The sequence below is a fragment of the Robertkochia solimangrovi genome (assembly GCF_007279655.1).
GTDB lineage: Bacteria > Bacteroidota > Bacteroidia > Flavobacteriales > Flavobacteriaceae > Robertkochia > Robertkochia solimangrovi.
The window spans coordinates 215,128-239,839 of the sequence record NZ_QKWN01000001.1 but is presented as its reverse complement, the minus strand read 5'-3'; the positions used below and the strand labels follow the sequence as shown (position 1 = coordinate 239,839).

The window sequence follows — 24,712 nt, the reverse complement described above, 5'->3', positions numbered from 1 at the left end:
ATTTCGCTATCTTTAAAATAATCGTTTATTACAGTGAGATGAAGAATGTGATTTGTTTTGGAGAAATGCTGATCGATTTTGTGGCAGAAACCCCGGGAGGTGCTCTTGCTGAGGCTCAGGTTTTTTCAAAGAAAGCCGGAGGAGCTCCGGCAAATGTTGCAGCTGCAGTTTCCCTGCTCGGAGGCAATTCGTATTTTGTAGGTTGTGTTGGAAAGGATGCATTCGGGACTTTTCTAATCGATACCATTTCAGAGATTGGTATCAATACACAATTTGTAACCCGATCTGATGTGTTTACCACGCTGGCATTTGTCGCACTTGATGAAACTGGTGAAAGGGAATTTGTGTTTAGTCGTGGGGCGGATGCCATGCTCAAATATAATCCTGAACTCAGAACGAAATTCGTAAATGATATCTTTCATTTTGGTGCCGCCACATCGTTTTTAGGAGGTGAACTCGAAGCTGCCTATTACAATCACTTGTTAGATGCTGTTACGTCAGGTAGTTTGATCAGCTTTGATCCGAATTTCAGAATTGATCTTTGGAAAGGAAGAGAGACGATATTCGTTGAAAAGGTTATGCCTTACCTCAGGCATACACATTTCGGTAAATTCAGTGAAGAGGAAGCTATGCTTATTACCGGACGCAAAGCCCTGAAAGAAGCTTGTGCAGATCTGCATGATCTTGGCGTAATGTCCTTGGCGATCACTTTGGGCGCCAATGGCGTTTTGATCAGTAATGGAACTTCCTCAGAATTGGTTGATAGCATCAAGGTGAATCCGAAGGATACCACCGGTGCCGGAGATGCATTCGTCGGTTGTTTTTTATGGCAATTATCCAAGTATGAAAGTCCGTTAAAAGAATTGAATGATCTTAATAAGCTCTGTACCATGGCAACTTTGGCGAATAAAGCAGGGGCAATTACCACATTAAATTACGGAGCTATTCCGGCAATGCCGGATCTGCGAAGGCTTTCCGATTATGAATAGCGAACTTTGCGAAGTATTCGCAATGCTTCTTTGAGCGACTGATAGGTTTCTTTATCGTGATCCTTGACAAACCATCGGTAATCTTCTAACATTTGCTTAGCACCTTCAAACCCGTTCAAATAGCAGATCAGATGAGTTGCGGGAAGATTCTTGAGGTCTTTTTCGTCACGTTCACTTAACGAAAGTCGTTTTTTAAGTCGTTCCAGGATAGCATTGTTGGAATTAAACAAATGATACAGCATTTTGCGATCGTATTGCGGTGGCTCAAAGATCAGTTTACTGTCCAGTTTATAAAGTCCGTTATCACGAAATGTAATAACAACTTCCTCCAAAGGGTAGAATTTTTTTTGTCCGTTTAACCCAAGTTTTACATATTCTGTGGTAGTAAAAGAATTATCAGTAACGCTGATCTCTACTTCATCCAGCGCTGAATAGAACAATTTAACCTGTTCATTGATCAATTCGATATCAACTCTTGAATAATAAGTTCGATCTTTTATTTTCTTTGCCAGTCCTGCCCAGCAGACCACGAACTGCTCCTTAAAGACTTTATAGTTTGATTCCAGATCGGCATGACGGTAATTAATAAAATCGATAACTCCGTCCAGTGTGAGTTCGATGTTGTTTTGCGCATGTTTCTCTATTTCAGCAACGATCTGTGAATTCACATCCCTGATGTGAATATCAAATACCTTAGGCATGCTCATCGAGCCGTCTCTGAAGAAAACACTACCGCCCCAGTATTTCCAGATATTCTTCTTTAGAGCACAAAGCTTTCCGGTTGATCGTATCGTGACAAGTCCGACCACTTTACCTTCAGGTAATTGAGGGAAGGGGATGTTTTCATAAGATATAATCGGGGGATTTTCGATATAGGCATTCACCAGATTTTGAAGTTTACTGTCATCAAAAAAATCAACTCCTACTATTCGATTGTCTTCATCTTCGACACCCACTACAATAAAGGAATTGTTCTTAGGGTTGGAATTTGAAAGCGCACAGATATGCTTGATGAATTTAGCTTTACCTTCCTTGTCACCTATATTGATAAAGCGCTTCTTGTCATAAAAACTATTTTCGTCGTTATGAGCCAGAAGGTTCTTTACAAGCAGGCGTTTATTGATCATGGCTATATCTTTAAGTGCCCGCCGGTTAACCGGAATTGAGTTTCGGGCACTATAAAGATATTCAATCCTTTTTAACTATGGTACTACTTGCCTGAGCAGTTGACATGACTACAAGGTCGGCAATGTTCACATGTGCAGGGCGTGAAACGATAAAATAAATGATCTCGGCCACATCATTTGCCTGCAAGGGTTCAAATCCCTGATAGACAGCATTGGCTCGATGTTCATCGCCCTTAAAGCGAACTTTGCTGAACTCTGTTTCTACCATTCCCGGGTTTACTGCTCCAACCCGAATACCATATTCATTCAGATCGATACGCATAGCCTGATTTATGGCATCGACTGCATGCTTACTGGCACAGTAAACATTTCCTTTAGGGTAAACTTCTTTACCGGCAGTAGATCCAAGATTGATAATATGGCCACTCTTTCTTGAGGTCATACCTGGTATAACTGCCTTGGAAACATAAAGCAAACCCTTTACATTAATGTCGATCATAGCTTCCCAATCATCCACATTACCCTCTGCTATGGGTTCGAGTCCATGGGCATTACCAGCATTGTTGATAAGGATATCGATCTGCTTGAAATCCTCAGGTAAAGAGGCTATATTGTCAAATACGGCGTTTCGATCTCTGATATCAAAACTGAGTGTATAAACATCGGTTTGGGTTTCTAATCTGTCTGATATTTCTTTCAGGCGTTCTTTTCTCCGTCCGCAGAGAATCAATCGGATATTGTGCTTTGCAAACTCTTCGGCTACAGCGAGTCCGATTCCGCTGGTTGCTCCTGTGATGAGTGCTGTTTTGGATGTTTTCATTTTTTGTATTTTAAGTTTTATGGAACTCGGTGACCCTGGCTTTCCTGAACCATTTCAAACCAATCTTCGGTTTCAAGTTTCATGTCGATGGCTTTTACCGAATTACTGATCCGTTCCGGATTGGTGGTTCCGATAACGGGAAGTATTCCGGATGGATGTTTCAGGATCCAGGCCAATAGTAACTGATCAGCTGTTCCACGATATTTTTCGATAAATTTAAAAAGAGATCGTTTTAGGCGTTCTGATTGTGGCGTATTTTCCTTGAACACAGAACCCAATGGACTCCAGGCCATAGGGACTATGTTGTTGAGCATCATATAGTCGAGATCCCCGTTCCACATGCTTTCTGCATGGGTGAGGGAGAATTGTATTTGGTTGGCATATATCGTTGTTTTGCTCATGACGAGATCACTCTGTGACGGAGAAAAATTTGAAAGTCCGAATTCACGGATCTTACCGGATACTTTTAAGTGCGCAGCGGCAGCTGCGATCTCATCCGGATGCATTAAAGGACTAGGCCTGTGTAAAAGGAAAAGGTCGATATGATCAGTCTGGAGGTTTTTTAAACTTTCTTCTGCAGACCTGATAATATAGTCTTTGGACAGGTCATAATGTTTGACATGATTATTTCGCGATTCTGCAATGTATTGAATACCACATTTTGTGATCCATTTCATTTTGTCCCGAGAAAGACCTGTTGCTTTAAAGGCTTTACCGAATTCTTGTTCCGTCGTATATCCACCATATATATCAGCATGGTCAAAACTGTCAATCCCATTATCAAAACAATGATGGATCAGACGGCTCATTTCCGAAACTGAGAGGTTTTTACCCCAGCTTCCCCAGGTCATTGTACCTGCGATTATTTTTGAAAAGGTCATAGGAATTATTTCGAATTGTAAAATTACGTATTCCTGAGTAATTGCCGGATCTCAAATAATCGGTAAAGATTAATTAGGACAGCCAATCTCTAATAAAGTTAAATTTAATGCGTTATTGTTATAGAATTATGTAGGCAGAAAACATGCTTACAGAGGCTTCAAACTTTGATAGGAATCAGGTTTAACAGTCTTTAACATCTAAGCCCCTTTTTCTTAGCGTATAAATAGTACTACGAATTATAAAAAAACTACGTATGCAATTGAACAAAAAATCTATCATTCAGCTATTTACATCATTGTTTGCTTTTACCTTTTTAATCGGGTGTAGTGATAATGATGATAACGGAATGGGTGTTGAAACTGCAAATCTAAGAATTCATCTGACAGATGCCCCGGGAGATTATGATGCAGTTTATGTCGATATACAGGATGTTCTGGTAAATTATGGTGCTATTGAAGAAGGTGAAGAAGAGAATAGTGGTGGATGGCAAAGTATCGGTAATATCGAAGCAGGGGTTTATAACTTGTTGGAATTAACCGGTGGTATTTCTGTAGTATTGGCTGACAATGAAGTGCCTGCAGGAAAAATTTCACAGATAAGATTGTTGTTGGGTGAGAATAATTCTGTTGAGATCGATGGTGAAATGATGGATCTGGATACTCCGAGTGCTATGCAGTCCGGATTAAAGATAAAGGTAAATGAAACCCTTGAGCCCGGATATACTTATGATTTTCTTTTAGATTTTGATGTGGATAAATCGATCGTTGTGGAAGCCGGAGGTTCCGGAAAATATAATTTACATCCTGTTCTTTATGCAAGTACGATCGCAACCTCCGGAAAGATCCAGGGAGCGATTACCCCTTTTGATTTTCAGGTTATGGCTAGTGTAGTTGTCGGAGAAGAAACGATTTCGGCCTATACCGATGAAAACGGTATATTCGTCTTAAATGGAGTTCCTGCGGGAACATATGATGTGCTCATCACACCGGATCCTGCATCAGGTTATAATGAAACGATCATCGAGGGTGTTATAGTAGTTAACGGAGACCTTACAGAAACCGATGCAGTGACGCTGAGTATGATGGAAGGTGTTGGTGCGGTTACCGGAACGGTAACCAATGAATCTTTTTCCGGAGAAGCAAGTGTTATGGTGGGAACTGAACTTTATACGACCGCAATTGCTGAAGACGGAACCTTTACTTTTTACAATTTGCCGGTAGGGGTTTATGTCATTACTATAACGCCGGAAGAAGGTTCGGAAATCGAGGTTAAGGAGATTGCTGAAGTTACAGTAGTTCCCGGTCAAGTGCTTGACATTGGTCAAATTACTTTAGAGTAAGTTAAATTGTCATAAATAATTATTAAGAGTAGCCCTAACCCAGGGCTACTCTTTGTTTTTTAACCTATTATTAACAGCGTCAGTCTAAATTAATTTTCAATTTGCGTGCTACAAGATAGGGTGTTATATTGATGCCTTAAAAAATTAACACAAATGGAGCAAGAAAGTACTATAGATATCAGTCTTATTAACGAAAAAATTGCGAAAGAGAGTGCTTTTATTGATGTATTGACAAGAGAGATGAACAAGGTGATCGTTGGTCAGCAACATATGGTTGAGCGATTACTGATAGGCCTTCTGGGTCAGGGACATATCCTGTTGGAAGGTGTTCCGGGTCTGGCAAAGACACTTGCGATCAATACACTTGCAAAAGCTGTTCACGGGAGTTTCAGCAGGATTCAGTTCACCCCCGATCTCTTACCTGCAGACGTTGTGGGTACATTGATATACAATATCAAGGAAAATGATTTTTCGATCAAAAAGGGACCGATCTTCGCCAATTTTGTGTTAGCTGATGAGATTAACAGGGCTCCGGCTAAAGTACAATCTGCACTTCTGGAGGCTATGCAGGAAAAGCAGGTTACCATAGGTGATGAAACCTTTATTCTGGATAAACCTTTTCTGGTAATGGCAACTCAAAACCCGGTAGAACAAGAGGGAACCTATCCCTTGCCGGAAGCACAAGTTGACCGATTCATGTTAAAAGCCGTTATTGATTATCCTAAGCTTAATGAAGAGCAGCTAATCATCCGCGCAAATTTGAAAGGTGGATTTGAAAAGGTGAACCAGGTCGTAAGTCTTGATGATATCCTTAGAGCACAACAGGCTGTCAGAGAGGTGTATATGGATGAGAAAATCGAAAAATATATTCTTGATATCATCTTTGCAACCAGATATCCTGAAAAATATAACCTATCCGACTTAAAACCCCTTATCAGTTTTGGATCTTCACCAAGGGGTAGTATAAACCTTGCGACGGCAGCAAAATGTTATGCCTTCATCAAACGCAGGGGATATGTAATTCCTGAAGATGTTAGAGCTGTTGTTCTGGATGTGCTTCGTCACAGGATCGGAATTACATATGAGGCAGAGGCCGAAAATATTTCTTCCGAAGATATTATTAACAAGATCGTAAATGAGATTGAGGTTCCATAGGAATTGCTGAAAGCACCTTTTCCGGTGCTCATTCCCTGTAATGATAAGCCTAAACCTTGAACCCTAATAATGGATACCAAAGAATTACTTAAGAAAGTAAGAAAAATTGAGATCAAGACCCGGAGATTGAGTGATCATATCTTTGGCGGGGAGTATCATTCTACATTTAAAGGACGTGGAATGACTTTCAGCGAAGTGCGTCAATATCAGTTCGGTGATGATGTGCGAAATATCGACTGGAATGTTACTGCCAGATACAATGAGCCCTATGTGAAGGTTTTTGAAGAGGAACGCGAATTGACCATGATGTTGCTTGTCGATGTCAGTGGGTCGGAACTTTTCGGTACCTCGAATCAATTCAAAAGGGAGATGATTACCGAGATTGCGGCTACACTGGCCTTCTCTGCTATGCAGAATAATGACAAGATCGGACTCGTTCTTTTTTCAGATGTTGTCGAGTTGTATATTCCCCCTAAAAAAGGAAGATTTCATGTCTTAAGGATTATCAGAGAACTTATCGAGTTCACTCCGACCAGTAAAAAGACCGACATTTCTGAGGCATTTAGATTTCTTTCCAGCGTGATGAAGAAAAAAGCGATCGTTTTTGCTTTATCTGATTTTATATCCGAGTCTTATGAATCTACCCTTAAGATCGCTGCAAACCGTCATGATATAACGGGGATCAGAATCTATGATGCAAGAGAGGAAAGTATTCCTAATCTGGGAGTAGTGAATATGGAAGATGCAGAATCAGGTGAACTATTGCTGGTGAATACACAATCCAAGAAAGTCAGAAACGCCTATTCAGCTTATTATAAAGACAAAGTAAATTATTATAAATCCATTTTCAGCAAAAGCGGTGCCGGGTCATTGAGTTGCCGGGTAGACGAAAGTTATGTTGTTAAGTTAATGGGGTATTTTAAAAACAGAGCCTGACCGATGAGATGGTTATATGAACATAGCGTACTAAAACGACCCGAATCCCGGGTGGCCGGTCGTATTTTTTCCGGTTGTGGGTTTTTATGCCTGTGTGTATTTTTATTTTCTTCCGGGATTTTTGCACAGCAGGAACCTACAGTTAAAACAACGGTTGATACTACCAAGATTAGAATCGGAGAACAGATCAAATTCAGAGTTGAGGTTGATGCAGATTCTACAGAGCAGGTTTTTTTCCCGGAAGGGCAAACCTTTTTACCCTTGGAAGTGGTTGAAGATCTTCCGATTGATACCATCAGAAACAGAGACCGGTTTAACCTGATTAAGGAATATGCCCTGACTCAGTTCGACTCCGGTAGCTATACACTTCCTACTCAGCAGATAATGGTGGGTAACAGACCACTTTTTACAGACTCCCTTCGAATCGATGTCAATACAGTTGTGGTAGATACATTGAAACAGCGTATGTATGATATCAAGGGCTTTCAGGAAGTTCAGCGGGATAATTCCTGGTTGATCCGATTGGCCTTATGGATTCTGGCAATACTGCTGGGGCTGTCTTTTATCACTTATTGGTTCTTCTTCCGAAAACCAAAGTTAACCGAAGAGGAGAAGGTAGCTTTATTGCCTGCTTATGACCGGGCGAAATTACAGTTAAAACATCTGGATGAATCTAAATATCTGATCCAATCAGAATATAAAGAATACTATACTGAACTCACCAATATCGTCAGAGCGTATATCGAAGAGGATGTTCATGTGACGGCACTGGAAAGTACTACCGATGAGCTTATCGCTAAACTGGAGATGCTGAAGGATTCGGGTAACCTTAAACTTGAGAACGATACTTTAAAGCAATTTCAAATGGTGTTGCGTACAGCTGACCTGGTGAAATTTGCTAAATCGAAACCGGATAACACGATTATCGGAAGAGATCGAAAGACGGTTGAGGATATACTAGAGAAAACTCATGAAGCTTTGCCCGAGCCAACTGAGGAGGAATTGTTACATGATGAGCAGTATCTGGAACTTCTCGAAAAGAAAAAGAGAAAGAAACAGTTGGTGTATGGTGTTGTTGCAGCCGCAGTATTTCTTTTGGTAGCAACCGGTGGTCTGATAACGTATTATGGATTTCATAATGTTAAGGATACGATCACGGGGCACCCAACTAAAGCGATGCTTGAAACAAATTGGGTTGGAAGTGATTATGGATATCCTTCTATTTATATTGAAACCCCGGGCGTATTAAAAAGAGTAGATCGGGAGTTACCTGAAGATATCGTAGGAGAAATCTTTGGAAATCAGATTTTCGCAATGGGAACACTTGAAGATCAGTTCTATATCAACTTAAGTGTAACTACTTTTAAGAAAGATTCAAAGATTGAACCTGAGAAGGCCATCGATAATGCGATCAAAATACTGGAGGAAGCTGGGGCTTCCAATTTGATTGTGAAAGAAGAAAAATATACGAGTCCGACTGGTAAGGAAGGACTTAAGGTTTATGGAACCCTGAATGTGCCGGTTAAAGGTTCTGATAAAGTAAGACGTTCAGAGTATACCTTGTTGAACTTTGTTCATAATGGAGGAATTCAACAATTGATCATGGTATATGACAGTGAGGATCGATATGCAGAAGAGGTGATGAACAGAATAGTTAATTCTATCGATTTTAAAACAGAAGGTTAGAAATGTTTGAGAATATACAATTTGCTAATCCACAGTTCTTTTGGCTGTTTCTTTTACTGCCGCTTGCTATAGTATGGTATGTTTTCAGGCATAAAAAGGAAACAGCATCACTGAAGCTGTCAAGTATTAAGGGATTCAAGGTTTCAAGATCGATTCTTACCTCGATGAAGCCTTTGTTGTTTGCCTTGCGATTGGTTGCGTTGGCGGCACTCATCACTGCGATGGCTCGCCCGCAAACGGAAGATGTTTCTACCCGTACAAAGACAACGAGGGGTATTGATATCGTGATGGCGATAGACATGTCTTCCAGTATGCTGGCAAGAGATCTGAAGCCAAACAGGCTGACCGCATTGAAAAAAGTGGCAGCGAATTTTATAAAGGAGCGTAGAAATGACCGAATCGGACTTGTTGTTTATTCCGGAGAGAGTTTTACCAAAACTCCGATTACCAGTGATAAGGCAATTGTATTGCGTTCACTCGAAGATATCAAATTCGGCCAGCTGGAAGATGGAACAGCGATCGGCATGGGTCTTGCGACTGCGGTAAACCGGTTGAAAGAAAGTAAGGCAAAAAGTAAAGTGATTATATTGCTGACGGATGGAGTAAATAATTCCGGTTTCATCGAACCAGCCACGGCTGCTGAACTGGCCGTCGAATTCGGAATAAAAGCATACACAATTGGTATTGGTACGAACGGTCAGGCGGAAACACCGGTAGGGTATAATCTTGATGGAAGTTTTCGATACGGGTTTAGAAATGTGGAGATCGATGAAGATCTTTTACAGAACATTGCCGAACAAACCGGTGGAAAATATTTCAGAGCAACGAATAATGAAAAGCTTTCTGAGATTTATGAAGAGATCAATAAATTGGAAAAGACCGATATAGAGGAAATAAAATATTACAATAAGCATGAGATGTTCAGGCCGCTGGCTATAATTGCCGGTTTATTATTGTTGATGGAAGTTTTATTGCGTTATACTGTATTTAGAAGTTTTGTATAGATGTATCAATTAGACGAGAAAATATATTTTTACGGATTGCTGGTTATTCCGGTACTGGTGTTCTTATTTCTGATGCTTTCATTGTGGAAGAAGAACAGACAGCGGTATTTTGCCAATCCTGAACTTCTGAAGAAACTAAGTCCGGATCGTTCGGTTTTTAAGCCAGTTCTGAAATTGATACTCTTATCGCTGGTTCTTGCTTGTATTAGCATTGCTTTGGTTAATCCAAAAATCGGCACGAAACTTGAAACCGTTAAAAGGGAAGGTGTTGACATTGTTTTTGCGATTGATGTATCCAAAAGTATGGCGGCGGAGGATATTGCACCAAGTCGCTTGGAAAAAGCGAAAAGAATTGCCTCTGAAATCATAAACAGTCTGGCAAGTGACAGGATCGGCATTATTGCCTATGCGGCTAAGGCATATCCGCAATTGCCGATAACCACTGATTATTCTGCCGCAAAAATGTTTTTGCAGAATATGAATACGGATATGATGTCTTCTCAGGGGACGGCAATTAGTGACGCGATTAAACTGGCAAAGACGTATTATGATGATCAGGATCAGACCAATCGTGTATTGTTCATAATTTCGGACGGTGAAGATCACGAGCAGAATGTTTCAGAGGCGGTAGAGGAAGCCAGAAACGAAGGTATCAAAATTTTTACGATCGGTATCGGGGATGTGAACGGAGCGCCAATTCCACTGCGATATAACGGCGTTATTCAGTCTTATAAGAAGGATGGTAACGGAGATGTTGTGATGACCAAGCTGGATGAAGCGATGCTCAGAAGTATTGCCGAAGAAGGGGATGGCGGATATATCAATGGTAGTAATACCGATGATGTTATAGAGTTTGTGAAAGATGCCCTTGATAAAATGGATAAAACCGAATTCGAAGCCAAACAGTTTGCTGATTTTAAGGATCAGTTTCAATGGTTCATCGCAGGGGCTATTTTATTCTTATTTCTGGATTTCTTTTTATTGGAAAGAAAAACAGCCTGGTTGAGAAAATTAAATCTGTTTAATGAAAAATCTGATGAAGATGAACGTTAATTCTAAAAAAATGAATGTTTTCTGTGACACGTCGGTTTTCATAAGAAAAGTATGTTTGCCGACCATTCAACTTATTATATTCATGATGGTTGTTTCCGGTTTAGCACAGGAAGATAAGGAGAAAATGGAAGCGAAAAATCTAAAGGAGTCACTGAATTATACCTGGGAAGGGAATGAAGAGGTGAAATCAAAGGATTTTGTTGATGCTGAGATGAATTATCGTAAAGCGATCGATAAAAGTGGTAAAAATGCTTCAGCTCCCTATAATCTTGGGAATGTTTATTATAACAATAATAGTTACGGTGAGGCATTCATGCGTTACAAAGAAGCAGGGACGGCAGCGGAAGATAAGCCTTCAAAACATAAGGCATTTCACAATATGGGGAATGTTTTCATGAAGAATAAGGAATATCAGAAGGCGGTGGATGCCTATAAGGAAGCCCTTAGAAATGACCCTTCCGACGAAGAAACCCGATATAACCTGGCGTTGGCAAAGGAAATGCTAAAAAAGCAACAGGACGAGCAAAAGAATAATGATCAGGATAAGGATGATCAGAAGCAAGACCAGGACAAGGATAAAGATCAAAACAAAGATCAACAGGATAAAGACGAGAATCAGAAGGATCAGCAACAAGATCAGAAAGACCAGGGGGAAGGAGATAAGGATAAGCAGGATCAAAATGAAGGTGATCAGGATAAGGACAGCGACCAGTCGGATGATCAAAAGGATAATGGAAAGAAGGATCAGCAAAAGGATCAACAGAAGAAACCTCAGGAGGAAGGAGGAAGTAAGCCGCGTCCGAATCAGTTGTCTCCTCAGCAGATAAAAAATATCCTGGAAGCGATGAACAATGAAGAAAAGAAGGTTCAGGAGAAGGTAAATGCTAAAAAGGTTAAAGGTCAGCCGGTTAAGACTGAGAAAGATTGGTAAAGAAAAATAGTTGTATTTTCATCTTTGAAATGAAATTAAAAGCTTACATATTATTATTTTTAATACTCACGGGTTTTGCTGGATATTCACAGGAAGATGCGGTGGAATTCAATGCTTCTGTGAGTAAGAGTAAACTTGGTGTGAACGAACGCTTGAGGATCGATTTTGCCATGAATAAGGATGGTGATAATTTCACACCTCCTAATTTTGAAGGTTTTCGGGTTTTGATGGGGCCAAATCAATCCATCAGTAATCAATGGGCAAATGGTAAGCGTTCCTATTCAAAAACATATTCCTATATCTTAACGCCCCTGGAAAAGGGAAATTTTACGATTAAACAGGCAACGGTTGAGATTGGCGGTGAAACCTATAAGACACTTCCTTTGAATATAGAGGTAACGGCTGCAGTAGATAATCCGAATGCGCCGAAATCGCCGGAAGATATCGCGGCTGAAAAGTTGCATCTGGTCGCAGAAGTGTCCGATTCTAAGCCTTATATGAATGAAGCAGTTAGTGTTGAATACAAGCTTTATGTGTCTCCTGATGTCAACCTTTATGATTATATACCTATCGATAATCCGAAGTATAATAACTTCTGGTCGCAAAATATAGAGATCAAAAGACTACGGGCGGAGAATGCGATTTATGAAGGTAAGCAATACAGGGTTGTTGTGCTGAAAAAGGTGGTGCTTTATCCACAAAAAAGCGGCAAACTCGAAATTGAACCCCTTACACTGGAAGTGAAGGTAGAGGTTCCTACTAATCGACGTGATATTTTCGGGGGAAGAGTGTTCCAACAGGCAAATCAGCGTGTAACTGCAGGAAAGAAGGTTATCGATGTGAAGGCACTCCCGGAAAAAGGAAAGCCGGCGGATTTTACCGGAGCCGTAGGGAATTTTCAATTTGATGTTCTGTTATCAAAATCCGATCTTAAAGCCAACGAATCGCTGACCGCAAGAATGGTAGTATCCGGGAGTGGTAATCTTAAATTGTTCGATCTTCCAAAGCTTACCCTTCCAAGTGCATTGGAGGTGTATGAACCCGAATTCGAAGAACAGGTGAGTACTTATATTACTGGAATGCGAGGTAAGGTGACTGAAAGCTATACCATCGTGCCACAATATAAAGGAAAATATCCGGTGGCTTCCGTGTCATTTTCCTACTTCGACCCGAAAGAGGAGAAATATAAATCCATCAGCTCAGCGCAGGCGCTTATAAACGTTTATGAAGGGCCATCATCAGGCACTACTGTAGCCAATACTAATGACGTCAACACGAAACAACCCGTGGTGGCCGATAAGTCTCAGTTCAGATTCCTGAAACTGGATGCGAATCTGTCATCCAAGGTTAAAGGGGGATTCTTTAATACGTCGTTGTACTATGTGTTGTTGTTAGGTCCTTTGTTATTGATACCGATTGCAATCGGTGTGGGTAAGAAAAGGAAGGCCATCGCGATGGATGTTGAAGGGAACAGGGTCAGAAAGGCTAACAAGCTTGCAAGAAAATATTTGTCCGAAGCGCGTAAAAACCTAGGTAGTCAGGAATCATTCTATGAATCTCTGGAACGCGCACTGCATAATTATCTTAAGGCTAAATTAAAGATCACTACTACGGAACTAAGCAAAGACAGAATACGGGAATTATTATCCGGCAGATCTGTTAAGTTGGAAGAGACCGAAGCGTTTATCGGTATACTTAATAGCTGCGAACTCGCACGATATACGCCTTCTACTGTTACAGAAATGGAAAACGATTATGAGAAGGCTGCGGGAGTGATTTCAAGGATTGATAAACAAATCGTTTAAGATGTATACGAGAATGAAAGATTTATTCAGATCATACATGTTGTTAGTAGTGGCATTGCTTTCCACGGTATTCGGTTATGCTCAAAACGATAAGATTTTCGAGGAAGCCGGGACGTTGTATAACGCAGGAGCGTATCAGGAAGCGGTTGGTAAATATCTTGAGATCGCAGAAAGTGGGCAGCATTCGGCAGCATTATATTATAATATTGGTAATTGTTATTACAAACTGAATCAGATTGGACCGAGTATACTCTATTATGAACGGGCGCTTCAACTTATGCCTAATGATGAGGATATTCAAAATAACCTGGCATTTGCGAGGAATATGACCATCGATGCGATCGATAAATTACCGCAAACCGGATTGGCAAAGATCTTTGATAATTATGTAGGTGTCATGAGTTATACTTCATGGAGTGTGTTGTCTATCGTGCTGATGTTTGCCTTTGTGATCTTCTTTCTGGTATACTATTTTTCTTCGGTTCAATTGAAAAAGCGATTGTATTTCTCCCTGAGTATGGTTCTGCTCATATTTGCTGTGTTGAGTATATTCTTTGCCTTTCATCAACAAGGTGTAGAGAACAGAGCCGATCCTGCCATCATCTTCGCCGCTGAGACTACGGTCAAGTCGGAACCTAATATGGGAAGTCAGGATGTCTTTCAGTTACATGAGGGTACTAAGGTGAATGTTCTGGAAGCGATGGGTGAATGGAAAAAGATCCAGCTAAGCGATGGAAAGATCGGTTGGTTACCTTCTGAAGAGCTTCGTGAAGTCAAAGATTTTTAAATAAATTAACAAAAGAATGGTATATTCCTCTTAAATTTGAGATTCCAAAAATCAAATTGTTGAAGAAGGATAGAAAAATATACCTGTATCTTATATTAGTTACCTTCTGCACATTTATCTTAAGTCCTTCACTTATAATTCTTACAGATAACAGTGCAGATGTATCCTATTTCTACAATCTCGCTGAGGAAGAAGAGAAACACGAAACCGGTGTTGAAAAAAGTGCCAAACACATTCTTTATTTTGAAGATTTTCTGAAGGATACTTTTGAAATAAAAGAAACTTCTCAAAATATTATAGCTTCCAACGAAATGTCACGTTATTCGTTTCATCCGGAATTATTATTACCTCCACCTGAACATATCAGTTTAAGTTAGTTAACATCGTAAAGTACAAAAAACCTTAACCAGATCTTTCCAAAATTAACCAGAAAGGAAAGATCATAAACTTATTCTTTTATGTTTAAATATCTTAAAAATGATTTGCCGGCAAGTCTGGTAGTCTTCTTTGTTGCGTTGCCATTGTGTTTAGGGATCGCTTTAGCAAGTGGAGCTCCTTTATTTTCCGGTTTGATCGCAGGGATTATAGGAGGAGTTGTGATCGGATCCTTGAGTGGATCACAACTCGGTGTTAGTGGTCCTGCAGCCGGTTTGGCCGTAATCGTATTAACCGCAATAACTAAACTCGGAAGCTATGAAACCTTTTTGCTTGCAGTGATTATAGGTGGTATCCTGCAAATTATCCTTAGTATTTTGAAGGCCGGAGTTATCGGTTATTATTTTCCTTCAGCAGTGATCAAGGGTATGCTCGCAGGTATCGGAATTATTATTTTCCTGAAGCAATTACCACATGCAGTAGGGTACGATGCCGATTATGAAGGAGATCTTGACTTTTTCCAGGCAGATGGTGAAAACACCTTTTCTGCCTTGAGTTCAATGCTGGATCATATCTCTATGGGGGCGGTCTTGGTAACGTTGATATCACTAACAATACTTCTGGTATGGGATAAAGTGTTGGCCAAAAAGCACAATTTCTTTAAGATTGTTCCGGGACCTTTGGTAGCGGTAATCGTAGGTATCATTTATAATACGTTTGTAGATCCTTCTACAGGTTTGTCTATTATGGATGAACATCTTGTAAGCGTACCTGTTCCTGATGGAATTTCATCCTTTTTCGGGCAATTTACTTTCCCGAACTTTGGTGCGATCACCAATTATGAAGTATGGGTAATCGGTGTGACTATTGCCGTTGTTGCAAGTCTTGAAACTCTGTTGTCAGTTGAAGCTGCAGACAAACTGGATCCGGAGAAAAGAGTGACACCTACCAATCGAGAATTGTTTGCTCAGGGAACTGGGAATATCGTTTCCGGAATGATTGGGGGTCTCCCAATCACTCAGGTGATCGTTAGGAGTTCTGCCAATGTTCAATCTGGCGGTAAAACTAAATTATCTACCGTAATGCATGGTTTGTGGCTATTGCTGGCGATTATTCTGATTCCAAATCTAATCAATCAAATTCCATTAGCCGTGTTGGCATCAGTGCTATTGATCATCGGTTACAAGCTGGGAAGTCCTGCTAAATTTGTTGAAATGTATAAGCTTGGAAAAGGCCAGTTTATCCCTTATGTGGTTACTGTGATCGGAGTGGTATTTACAGACCTTTTAATGGGTATCGGTTTAGGATTGGCCGTAGGTATAACTTCTATTCTTATTCGCAGTTATAAAAACTCGCACTTTTTGCATATTCATGAAAATGACAACGGTGATCATAGGGTTAGAATGACATTGGCAGAGGAGGTTTCCTTCCTAAACAAGGGAGCGATATTGAGAGAGTTGAATAATTTGCCAGATAATACATTTCTCGAACTGGACGTGCGTAAGACGATTCGTTTGAATTATGATATTCTGGAAATTCTGGATGAGTTTGCTTATAAGTCAAAAGCAAAGAACATTGATATCAGGGTTATCTCGAACCGGGGAGAATTTCATAATCCGGATAGTTTTATAGATATTTTCCTTAGAAGAAAGGAAGTTGCTGCGTAAATTTATCATAGAAATTAAAAGTTTTATATAATGGATATTAGTAAAGTATTTGAGAACAATAAGAATTGGGTTGCATCGAAACTCGCAATAAATAGTGATTTTTTTGACGAACTGGGAAAAGGACAAAGTCCTGAGATGCTCTACATCGGTTGTTCGGACAGCCGTGTGACTGCAGAGGATCTGATGGGCCTGGGTCCCGGCGATGTTTTTGTGCACCGTAATATCGCCAACATGGTGATCGGAACGGATCTAAATGCCGTTTCTGTTATCGAGTATGCGGTAAATCATTTGAAAGTAAATCACATTGTGGTTTGTGGGCATTATAGCTGTGGTGGTGTTAAAGCTGCCATGCAGGCGGCCGATCTGGGTATTCTTAACCCATGGCTACGTAATATCAGAGATGTTTACAGGCTCCATAAGGATGAGCTTGAAGCGATCACTGATGAAGAGAAGCGTTATGAGCGATTGGTGGAATTGAACGTACAAGAGCAGTGTGTAAACCTGATCAAAACTGCTGCAGTACAGAAGGCTTATAAGGAAAGAGGCCTGAAGGTACATGGGTGGGTATTTGATATTCATACCGGAAATCTGATTGATCTGAATGTGGATCTTCCCGGTATTCTGGATGAGATCATGAAGATCTATGATCTTGGATAAAAAATATAAGCCCTGTGTGTTTACACGGGGCTTTTAATTTAAAATGTTTTTCCTGTTGTAAAACTGATCATGCCTTTCGGAGATCAGGGATGACTTCCAAATTATCTTCTTTAGTATTAAAGATGCTGTCAAACACAAATGAACCTACCGCTTTAACCGGTTCGTATAGGATCGATGAATTTGTTTGATCCTTATCGAGAAGGCCCAGCGTATTGTTGGTCTTGTCAAAGAATAATAGAAAGGCTCCGAGTATAACAGCAAACTTAAGACATCCAAATATTCCACCAAGTATGCGGTTTAATAATCCAAGAGCAGCCATATTCGCAATTTTTGTCAGTAATTTTCCGAGGAAAGCTATGGCGATAATGATAATTACGAAAGTGATGGCGAAAGCTGTGAGATTGATATATCGTTCTTCCCATTCAAGTTTTGAGCTCAGATAGTCGCCAGCAAAATAAGAGAAATGGATAGCTCCGTAGATACCGGCGATAAGTGCTACTAAAGAAGCGACTTCGATAAAAAATCCTTTCATGAGTCCTCGGATTAAACCAAAAAGGAGGAGGCCGCCAAGTACAATATCGATAAAATTCATCAAGTCAGTGTTTATAACAAATATAAGTCATTTGAACTTTCTATTTTTGCAGAAAATACCTGCTATGACACGTGATGAAGAATTAAAGCGAAGATGGGAACTATTGACCGGTAAATTATCGGAAAGATTTGCAGATGGTGATATTCTGGAACTGGATGCTATCATCTATTTGGTGGGGGTACAGGAATTGCAACAACTAAACCGTAAATTTAAAAAGGATGAGAAGGTCAATCTCATGCACATTGCGATATGCAGATTGCTGGAGCCTTTTGGATATTATGAATTTGACTTCTATGACGATGATGGTTGGCCACATTATACTTTGAAGGAAGAATTACCTTCATTAAAGGCCGGAGAGCAGAGTGTATTGATGAAGGAGGCGCTTGTTCAGTACTTCCTTGAAAAGAAATATATCGACTGATGAATTTGAATACAGGAATGCTGTTGTTTCAACTGCCCAATGATACGGGGCCGATCTACACGGAGACGTTAATGGGTCGGATCCCTGTTGAGCCGTTCAATACTTTCAGTAATCTTGTTTTTCTATTTATCGTTATATTTTGGGGAGTCAGAGTTTGGAAAAATCGTAATGATCAGCGCTATTTAAGTCTTGTTTTACCTGTTTTGTTTATCGGCTGGATAGGCGGTACCTTGTTTCACGGTACCCGGAGTCACGAAATATGGCTGCTCATGGATTGGGTTCCAATTGTGCTTTTATGCTTCAGTGCGGTGGTCTATCTTATTTTCAGACTTTGGGAGAATTGGTCGATGCGTATTATGGTAACATTACTGATATTGGGCACATCCCTTATCGTTCGCAACCTGCCTTTTCCTCACCAAGTAAGTATTACCATCGGTTATATTGTAACGGCAATCACATTGCTGGTGCCTTTGTTGATATATCTGTTTCGTACCGGTTACAGGAATGTAGGTGATGTGGTATTGGCATTTACGTTTTTTTCAGTAGCCATAATTTTCAGAGTACTTGATAGGAGACAGGATTTTTCGGATATCGGAACGCATTGGTTATGGCATTTGTTTGGCGGAATTGCGGTATTCTTCATCATTCGGTATTTATATGAAGACCGAAAAGTAAAACTGCCTGTCCCGTACTGATGTTATTTTAATTAAGATGATTAAATTTGCACACTCAAAGTTTGAACTATGATGATCGATACGCTTAAGGAACATATATCTCAGGTTGAAAAGTTTAATGCTGATAAGGCAGATGAGATAGAGGCTTTCAGAATTAAATATTTAGGAAAAAAGGGATTGATCAATGAATTCTTTGCAGAGTTCAGGAATGTTCCCAACGATCAGAAAAAGGAATATGGTCAGGCCATTAACCAATTGAAGGATCTTGCACAGGACAAGGTAAGCAGTCTTAAGGAGATCCTTGAGAACGGACAGGAGCAGGTTAAACAATATGGTGATCTGACAAGGCCCGGAGCACCTTTTGAACTGGGCTCAAGACATCCGATTTCTATCGTAAAAAATCAAATTGTTGAGATATTCTCACGTATCGGCTTCAATGTTTCAGAAGGTCCTGAAATGGAGGATGACTGGCATAATTTTACCGCCCTTAATCTTCCGGAATATCATCCTGCACGAGATATGCAGGATACTTTCTTCATACAGACCGATCCGGATATCCTCTTAAGAACCCATACTTCTTCGGTGCAGGTGCGATACATGGAGAATAACCAGCCTCCTATAAGAACTATTTCTCCTGGCCGCGTTTATAGAAATGAAGCGATCTCTGCGAGATCACATTGTTTTTTTCATCAGGTGGAAGGTTTGTATATAGACAAGGGTGTTTCATTTGCTGATCTTAAACAGACATTGCAGTATTTTACCACTGAAATGTTCGGTAAATCCAGGATTAGATTACGGCCATCATATTTCCCGTTTACAGAACCAAGTGCTGAGGTAGATGTATATTGGGGACTCGAAACTGAGACTGATTACCGAATGACCAAGGGAACCGGATGGCTGGAGATAATGGGTTGTGGTATGGTTGATCCGAATGTACTTGAGAATTGTGGTATCGATTCAAAAACCTATTCCGGTTTTGCTTTTGGGATGGGAATCGACAGGATAGCATTGTTATTACATCAGATTTCTGATATCAGAATGTTGAGTGAGAATGACATCAGATTCCTGAAACAGTTCAAATCTGCTTTATAGTATTTACTTCTGAATGAAAAAGGATATCGAGATACCGGAAGTTGAAAGTGTATATATGGCAGCAGTCAAAGGTTTTAATGAGGATCTGGGTGCTGATGTATGGAATATGTATATCATCAATAACCGGTCTGCTACTATCGATATGATCCTGGTCGTTTCGAGAGGTGAGTTTAATACTCAAAAAACCTCTGTGATGCGACGTAGTATCGAAAAAATGGAACCAAATTCGTATGCAAAGGTCGAGTTTTTGACGGAAGCCCTTATTTCTTTTAAAAATGAGTTTTTAGTGACTTTTTTTGAGGGGAACAAGATGTATGAAACGGTCTATACATTTGATTCCGATTCAATTGATGAGATGAATGAAACAGAAATTCCTGTTATGGGACTGAAAGGAATCCTACGTCCTTAACATTTTTAACATAAAATTCTTAGTATTGATGTAATTAATTTCAATAAAACTGAAATTAATGCACGTTTTATTATAATATTCCAGTTGTAATCAGCTTGAATTCTGCTTAAATTTAGGGATCAAAAACCAATTAACCGATGAATCCAGAAAATCAAAGCAGAAGAGCCTGGTTGCGCAATAGTGCGTTTTCACTGGGAGCCCTTAGTCTTGTACCTACCGGTATTTTTGCCAGAGAACAGAAATATGTTCCACATTCCTTCAACTTTAAATGGTCTTCAGGCTCTCCCTTAAAGGAGTATCTGATAGATGACAAAAAAGATGTTGTTGTCAGCAGACTTAATGCAAATGAAAATCCTTACGGGCCTTCGGCAAAAGCGTTACAGGCATTTCAGGCTGAAATGAAAACCGGGAACCGTTATTCCTGGAGAACGCTGTATGATTTAATGGGTATGATCGCCGAGAAAGAAGGGGTTACGACCAAGCAGATTATGATGGGGCCCGGATCTTCCGACCTTCTCGAAAAAGTTGGAATGCTTTCTTTTGTGCATAGTGGTAACATCGTAACCGGAGACCCTTGTTATATGTCGATGATCCATGTTTCAAAGGCTATGGGTGGAGAATGGAGGCCTGTACGTCTAACGGCAGATTTTCAACATGATCTGAAAGCGATGGAAGATGCGATCGATTCCGAAACCAAATTAGTATATATCACGAATCCAAATAACCCGACCGGTTCTGCTACGGATGCTAAGGCATTGTATGATTTTTGTGACCGAGTGTCTCAAAAAGTTCCGGTATTTGTTGATGAAGCCTATATCGAACTTAGTAAAAATGGCATCGCTGATTCCATGGCGCCACTTGTTGCTAAAGGTCGAAATGTTTTTGTTTCGAGGACTTTTTCAAAGATCCATGGTATGGCCGGATTACGCATCGGTTATATGATCGGAAGTGAAAAATCAATCGAGACGATCAGTGAGATCACTCGTGGAGGAATGGGGATCACAGGACCTTCTATTATGGCTGCGATCGCAAGTATGAAAGATACTGCGTTTCTTGAAGACTGTAAAGATAAGATATCTAAAGCAAAGGATTATACCGTGGATTATCTGAAGGCGAATGGCTTTGATCCAATTCCTTCAGAAACCAATTTTGTTATTTTTCCGATTGAAATGGAGCCGAAGAAATTCCTTGAGTCAATGACTTCTAAAGGGATTGGGGTTCGAGCCTTCAATTACTGGGATAAAGACTGGTGTCGTGTAAGTATCGGGACCATGGATGAAATGAAGAAATTTACCAATGCCATCACTGAGGTATTACTATAAATCCTATTTTGAATGAATGTTGTTTTGAGTAAAACCCTGGTGTTCATTTCTTTTATGGTCATCGGGGTTATATTGAAAAGTAAGTTCAGCAGTAAAGAAGAAACAGACGGGCTTAAAAAGATTATACTTAATCTTGCTTTACCAGCGACTATATTTATCGCATTGCTCGAGGTTAAGATCGACCTGACGTTTTTAATGTTACCGCTTCTTGCGCTTGCGTTAAATGTTATTTTCTTTCTTGTAACTCCCCGTTTTTTAGATCTTATCGGTATCGATAAAAGTTCTCCGGTTGGACGTACTTCTCGTATGCTGCTACCTTCCCTGGCTCCGGGTTTATCATGCTTTCCATTTGTCCTGGAATTTCTGGGCCACGATTTTCTGGCTAAAGCGGCGATGGCAGATCTTGGGAATAAGATTTTTGTGCTGTTGATCCTTTATCTTGTAGCTTTAAGTTGGTTCCGAAAGAACTGTGAAGGTTTTTTGAAGGAGGAATCCCGTAAAGATAAACTTTGGGCTCTCGTTAAAAAAATGCTGGCAGAACCTGTTAATCTGTTGATGTTTGCAGCTATCGCCTTTATAATGCTTGGAATTCATCTGAACGACTTTCCTGTTTTCCTGAAAGACATAATCGAACGATTATCCTATATAATGACACCATTGGTGCTGTTATACATCGGGCTTGCAGTTAAGCTTAAAAAGCATCAGATGGGTACTATATTTAGTCTGTTGAGCTTTAGAGCCGGACTTGCCATGATCCTGGGTGGATTGCTTGTTTGGTTAGGAAATATCGAAGTTGATGGCGATATTCTTCTCATTCTCGCCTTTTCACTCAGTGCTTGTAGCTTCTGGCCATTTATGCATATCGCGATGGTCGATGCAGAGGAAAATAAGCTCGGTATGGAAAAAAAGACCTTCGACACGAATTTTGCAATTGCAATACTTGCATTTTCACTCCCGATTTCCGTAGTATTTATCCTTTTCGTTTTAAGTTCAGATAAGTTATTTACAAATCCTGTCACCATATTTATTACCGGGTTTGTATTGCTACTGTTAGCTGTTTTACCTGTTTTACTTCGCCGAATAAAAGCTTCTTCGACCTATTATATGAATATGTCGAAAATGTTAAATATTAAAGAATTGGCTGAAGAGAAAGAATAAGCGCTTAAAATTAACTAATTTTATATCGCTGATATACAGCAGTTAAGCACATTTTTCAGCACATTTTTCTCCCTAGATTAATTTAACAAAACATTATAGTTCCGTTGGTTCGGTTTGTACCGAACTAACGGTATCTTTGCATTTCATATTTTCCAAAATGTCAGAATTGAGTTCAGAACATATCGAAAAGCGAAGAAAGGATCTTGTGGAGCAATTGGGCGTATTCATCGAAATGAAGGATGATCTGCCTCCAATGGCTGGCCGTATCCTTGCGCATCTGATCATGGAAAGTGAACACGGCGTTACCTTCGATGAACTGGTAGAAACGCTGCAGGCAAGTAAAAGTACCATTTCCACGAATTTAAATCTTCTGGTTAAACTTAACAGGATCGATTATTACACCAAGTCTGGTGAAAGAAAGCGGTACTACAGAATCACTCCGTTTCATTTCCGTGAACGAATTGAAATGTTATTAGAGAATTGGCAAAAGGAACGGGAGATCCATATTAAACTTATGGAGTTTAAATTGGCTTGTAATGCCAAACTTGTCAATAATGGAGATGATAAAGCTTATGATTGCCGAATTCATACAGGGTATCTCAATTTTTTAGATGGAATGATCAAATTAGTGGAAGAATTTCAAGTGACCCTATCAAATACTATTTCGTAAAATCAAAATCAAAATCAGAATAACTAATGAAGCTAAGATCAAATTTGATATTATTAACTCTGGTAGCCATTTTGGCTGTCGGCTGTGGTGAGGAGAATGGTGCAGCTACACCCCAGGGAGCTCAGAAACTGCCATTTCCGGTGGCGAATCTCGAGCCTATGACATTGACAGGATATAATGTTTTTCCTGTGAGTATCGAAGGGGTTATCAATAGCGATGTGCGAGCTAAAGTTTCCGGATATATTCAAAAGGTCCTCGTTGATGAAGGACAACGTGTGCGAAAAGGACAAGCCTTATTCAAACTCGAAACTCAAACCCTGAGTCAGGATGCAGAAGCTGCCAAGGCCCGGGTTAATGTTGCGCAGGTAGAAGTTGACAAACTTGTACCTCTGGTAGAAAAGAACATCATCAGTAATGTGCAATTGGAAACTGCAAAGGCAAATCTTGCACAAGCTAAAAGCAACTATAACAGTATCGCTGCTAATATTGGTTATGCAACGGTAAAGAGCCCGGTAAACGGATATGTTGGTAGTATACCTTTTAGAGAAGGTGCACTTGTGAGTCCGAGTGACCAGGTAGCACTTACAAAGGTTATCGACATTGAGCAGGTTTATGCCTATTTCACCATGAATGAAAAGGACTATCTTGATTTCCTTCAAAATACTCCCGGTGAAACTTTAACGGAAAGAGTAGCGAATTTTCCTGATGTTAAGCTACAGCTAGCCAATGGATCGGTGTATCCGGTCGAAGGGAAAATTCAAACCGTAACTGGTCAGATCGATCCTAATACCGGTACTGTTACATTCAGAGCGGTATTTGATAACCCGCGTAAATTACTTACCAACGGGAATAGTGGAAAAGTGATGATCCCTAAGACTTATAAAGATGCGATCGTGGTGCCTCAGGTATCCACATTTGAACAACAAGGAAATATTTTTGTTTATCGTGTTTCCGATAGCAATACGGTTAAATCGGTAAAACTGGATATCAAAGATGTGGTTAACAATCTATATGTTATTTCTTCCGGAGTGAATAAGGGAGATCTCATCGTGGCAGAAGGTGCAGGAAAGCTACGTAATGGTATGGGGATCATTCCTCAGACTACACCATTCGATAGTATCATTAAACCTGCAACAGTATTGTTTAAATAATCGGAAGAAC

At 40.1% G+C, this 24,712-nt stretch carries 25 protein-coding genes; 21 read left to right on the top strand and 4 right to left on the bottom strand.

The features are described from left to right. Nucleotides 1-38 precede the first annotated feature (38 nt). Nucleotides 39-989, top strand: a complete 951-nt coding sequence (locus DMZ48_RS00995; RefSeq protein WP_143953234.1) for a carbohydrate kinase family protein — start codon at nucleotides 39-41, stop codon at nucleotides 987-989. On the opposite strand, the gene DMZ48_RS00990 is transcribed toward DMZ48_RS00995, so the two are convergent. The 3 genes from DMZ48_RS00990 to DMZ48_RS00980 all read right to left on the bottom strand — a co-directional run bounded on the left by DMZ48_RS00990 (nucleotide 980) and on the right by DMZ48_RS00980 (nucleotide 3,817). Further along, nucleotides 980-2,116: an ATP-binding protein gene (locus tag DMZ48_RS00990; RefSeq protein ID WP_143953233.1), complete on the bottom strand. Its 1,137-nt coding sequence runs from the start codon at nucleotides 2,114-2,116 to the stop codon at nucleotides 980-982. The two genes, DMZ48_RS00995 and DMZ48_RS00990, sit on opposite strands and share 10 nt — an antisense overlap. Nucleotides 2,117-2,177: 61 nt before the next feature. Then, nucleotides 2,178-2,936 carry an SDR family NAD(P)-dependent oxidoreductase gene (locus tag DMZ48_RS00985; protein ID WP_143953232.1) on the bottom strand — a complete coding sequence of 253 codons (759 nt, stop codon included), beginning with the start codon at nucleotides 2,934-2,936 and terminating at the stop codon, nucleotides 2,178-2,180. Between the two features lie 17 nt (nucleotides 2,937-2,953). Beyond that, nucleotides 2,954-3,817 carry an aldo/keto reductase gene (locus DMZ48_RS00980; RefSeq protein WP_143953231.1) on the bottom strand — a complete coding sequence of 288 codons (864 nt, stop codon included), beginning with the start codon at nucleotides 3,815-3,817 and terminating at the stop codon, nucleotides 2,954-2,956. A gap of 254 nt (nucleotides 3,818-4,071) precedes the next feature. Between DMZ48_RS00980 and DMZ48_RS00975 the strand changes: the two genes are divergently transcribed. The 12 genes from DMZ48_RS00975 to DMZ48_RS00920 all read left to right on the top strand — a co-directional run bounded on the left by DMZ48_RS00975 (nucleotide 4,072) and on the right by DMZ48_RS00920 (nucleotide 17,213). After that, the gene (locus DMZ48_RS00975) at nucleotides 4,072-5,157 is read left to right on the top strand and encodes a DUF4382 domain-containing protein (protein ID WP_242009072.1); all 1,086 of its coding nucleotides are present in this window, start codon (nucleotides 4,072-4,074) and stop codon (nucleotides 5,155-5,157) included. 153 nt (nucleotides 5,158-5,310) lie between these two features. Next, on the top strand, nucleotides 5,311-6,312 hold the full coding sequence (locus DMZ48_RS00970) for an AAA family ATPase (protein ID WP_143953230.1): 1,002 nt from the start codon (nucleotides 5,311-5,313) through the stop codon (nucleotides 6,310-6,312). 69 nt (nucleotides 6,313-6,381) lie between these two features. Next, nucleotides 6,382-7,248: a DUF58 domain-containing protein gene (locus tag DMZ48_RS00965; RefSeq protein WP_143953229.1), complete on the top strand. Its 867-nt coding sequence runs from the start codon at nucleotides 6,382-6,384 to the stop codon at nucleotides 7,246-7,248. Nucleotides 7,249-7,251: 3 nt separating this feature from the next. Then, on the top strand, nucleotides 7,252-8,934 hold the full coding sequence (locus DMZ48_RS00960; protein WP_242009071.1) for a hypothetical protein: 1,683 nt from the start codon (nucleotides 7,252-7,254) through the stop codon (nucleotides 8,932-8,934). A 2-nt stretch (nucleotides 8,935-8,936) separates the two neighbouring features. Beyond that, entirely contained in the window at nucleotides 8,937-9,938 is a 1,002-nt protein-coding gene (locus DMZ48_RS00955; RefSeq protein ID WP_143953228.1) for a vWA domain-containing protein, read from the top strand. Continuing rightward, the gene (locus DMZ48_RS00950) at nucleotides 9,939-10,991 is read left to right on the top strand and encodes a VWA domain-containing protein (RefSeq protein ID WP_143953227.1); all 1,053 of its coding nucleotides are present in this window, start codon (nucleotides 9,939-9,941) and stop codon (nucleotides 10,989-10,991) included. Between the two features lie 82 nt (nucleotides 10,992-11,073). Beyond that, entirely contained in the window at nucleotides 11,074-11,922 is an 849-nt protein-coding gene (locus DMZ48_RS00945) for a tetratricopeptide repeat protein (RefSeq protein WP_242009070.1), read from the top strand. Between the two features lie 29 nt (nucleotides 11,923-11,951). Next, nucleotides 11,952-13,727, top strand: coding sequence for a BatD family protein (locus DMZ48_RS00940; protein ID WP_143953225.1), 1,776 nt, complete (start codon nucleotides 11,952-11,954; stop codon nucleotides 13,725-13,727). 13 nt (nucleotides 13,728-13,740) lie between these two features. Then, on the top strand, nucleotides 13,741-14,514 hold the full coding sequence (locus DMZ48_RS00935) for an SH3 domain-containing protein (RefSeq protein ID WP_143953224.1): 774 nt from the start codon (nucleotides 13,741-13,743) through the stop codon (nucleotides 14,512-14,514). 59 nt (nucleotides 14,515-14,573) lie between these two features. Further along, nucleotides 14,574-14,891 carry a hypothetical protein gene (locus tag DMZ48_RS00930; RefSeq protein ID WP_143953223.1) on the top strand — a complete coding sequence of 106 codons (318 nt, stop codon included), beginning with the start codon at nucleotides 14,574-14,576 and terminating at the stop codon, nucleotides 14,889-14,891. Between the two features lie 81 nt (nucleotides 14,892-14,972). After that, nucleotides 14,973-16,556: a SulP family inorganic anion transporter gene (locus DMZ48_RS00925; protein ID WP_143953222.1), complete on the top strand. Its 1,584-nt coding sequence runs from the start codon at nucleotides 14,973-14,975 to the stop codon at nucleotides 16,554-16,556. Nucleotides 16,557-16,586: 30 nt separating this feature from the next. Next, nucleotides 16,587-17,213, top strand: coding sequence for a carbonic anhydrase (locus DMZ48_RS00920; RefSeq protein ID WP_143953221.1), 627 nt, complete (start codon nucleotides 16,587-16,589; stop codon nucleotides 17,211-17,213). Nucleotides 17,214-17,280: 67 nt separating this feature from the next. Here DMZ48_RS00920 and DMZ48_RS00915 read toward each other — a convergent pair whose 3' ends face one another. Further along, nucleotides 17,281-17,805, bottom strand: coding sequence for a CvpA family protein (locus DMZ48_RS00915; RefSeq protein ID WP_143953220.1), 525 nt, complete (start codon nucleotides 17,803-17,805; stop codon nucleotides 17,281-17,283). Nucleotides 17,806-17,869: 64 nt separating this feature from the next. Between DMZ48_RS00915 and DMZ48_RS00910 the strand changes: the two genes are divergently transcribed. The 8 genes from DMZ48_RS00910 (at nucleotide 17,870) to DMZ48_RS00875 (ending at nucleotide 24,702) form a co-directional block, all read left to right on the top strand. Continuing rightward, nucleotides 17,870-18,226, top strand: coding sequence for a hypothetical protein (locus DMZ48_RS00910; RefSeq protein WP_143953807.1), 357 nt, complete (start codon nucleotides 17,870-17,872; stop codon nucleotides 18,224-18,226). After that, a complete protein-coding gene (locus DMZ48_RS00905) occupies nucleotides 18,226-18,921 on the top strand; it encodes a ceramidase domain-containing protein (RefSeq protein ID WP_242009069.1) in 696 nt (231 codons plus the stop codon). Before DMZ48_RS00910 ends, DMZ48_RS00905 begins: the two co-directional genes overlap by 1 nt. Nucleotides 18,922-18,972: 51 nt before the next feature. Beyond that, on the top strand, nucleotides 18,973-19,992 hold the full coding sequence (locus DMZ48_RS00900; protein ID WP_143953805.1) for a phenylalanine--tRNA ligase subunit alpha: 1,020 nt from the start codon (nucleotides 18,973-18,975) through the stop codon (nucleotides 19,990-19,992). 13 nt (nucleotides 19,993-20,005) lie between these two features. Then, complete coding sequence (locus tag DMZ48_RS00895; RefSeq protein ID WP_143953219.1) at nucleotides 20,006-20,401, top strand: hypothetical protein; 396 nt, start codon at nucleotides 20,006-20,008, stop codon at nucleotides 20,399-20,401. Between the two features lie 137 nt (nucleotides 20,402-20,538). Then, nucleotides 20,539-21,723 carry a pyridoxal phosphate-dependent aminotransferase gene (locus tag DMZ48_RS00890; protein ID WP_143953218.1) on the top strand — a complete coding sequence of 395 codons (1,185 nt, stop codon included), beginning with the start codon at nucleotides 20,539-20,541 and terminating at the stop codon, nucleotides 21,721-21,723. 12 nt (nucleotides 21,724-21,735) lie between these two features. Then, a complete protein-coding gene (locus DMZ48_RS00885) occupies nucleotides 21,736-22,881 on the top strand; it encodes an AEC family transporter (RefSeq protein WP_143953217.1) in 1,146 nt (381 codons plus the stop codon). Nucleotides 22,882-23,038: 157 nt separating this feature from the next. Beyond that, on the top strand, nucleotides 23,039-23,551 hold the full coding sequence (locus DMZ48_RS00880) for a GbsR/MarR family transcriptional regulator (protein WP_143953216.1): 513 nt from the start codon (nucleotides 23,039-23,041) through the stop codon (nucleotides 23,549-23,551). Between the two features lie 26 nt (nucleotides 23,552-23,577). After that, a complete protein-coding gene (locus tag DMZ48_RS00875) occupies nucleotides 23,578-24,702 on the top strand; it encodes an efflux RND transporter periplasmic adaptor subunit (RefSeq protein ID WP_143953215.1) in 1,125 nt (374 codons plus the stop codon). Nucleotides 24,703-24,712 lie beyond the last annotated feature (10 nt).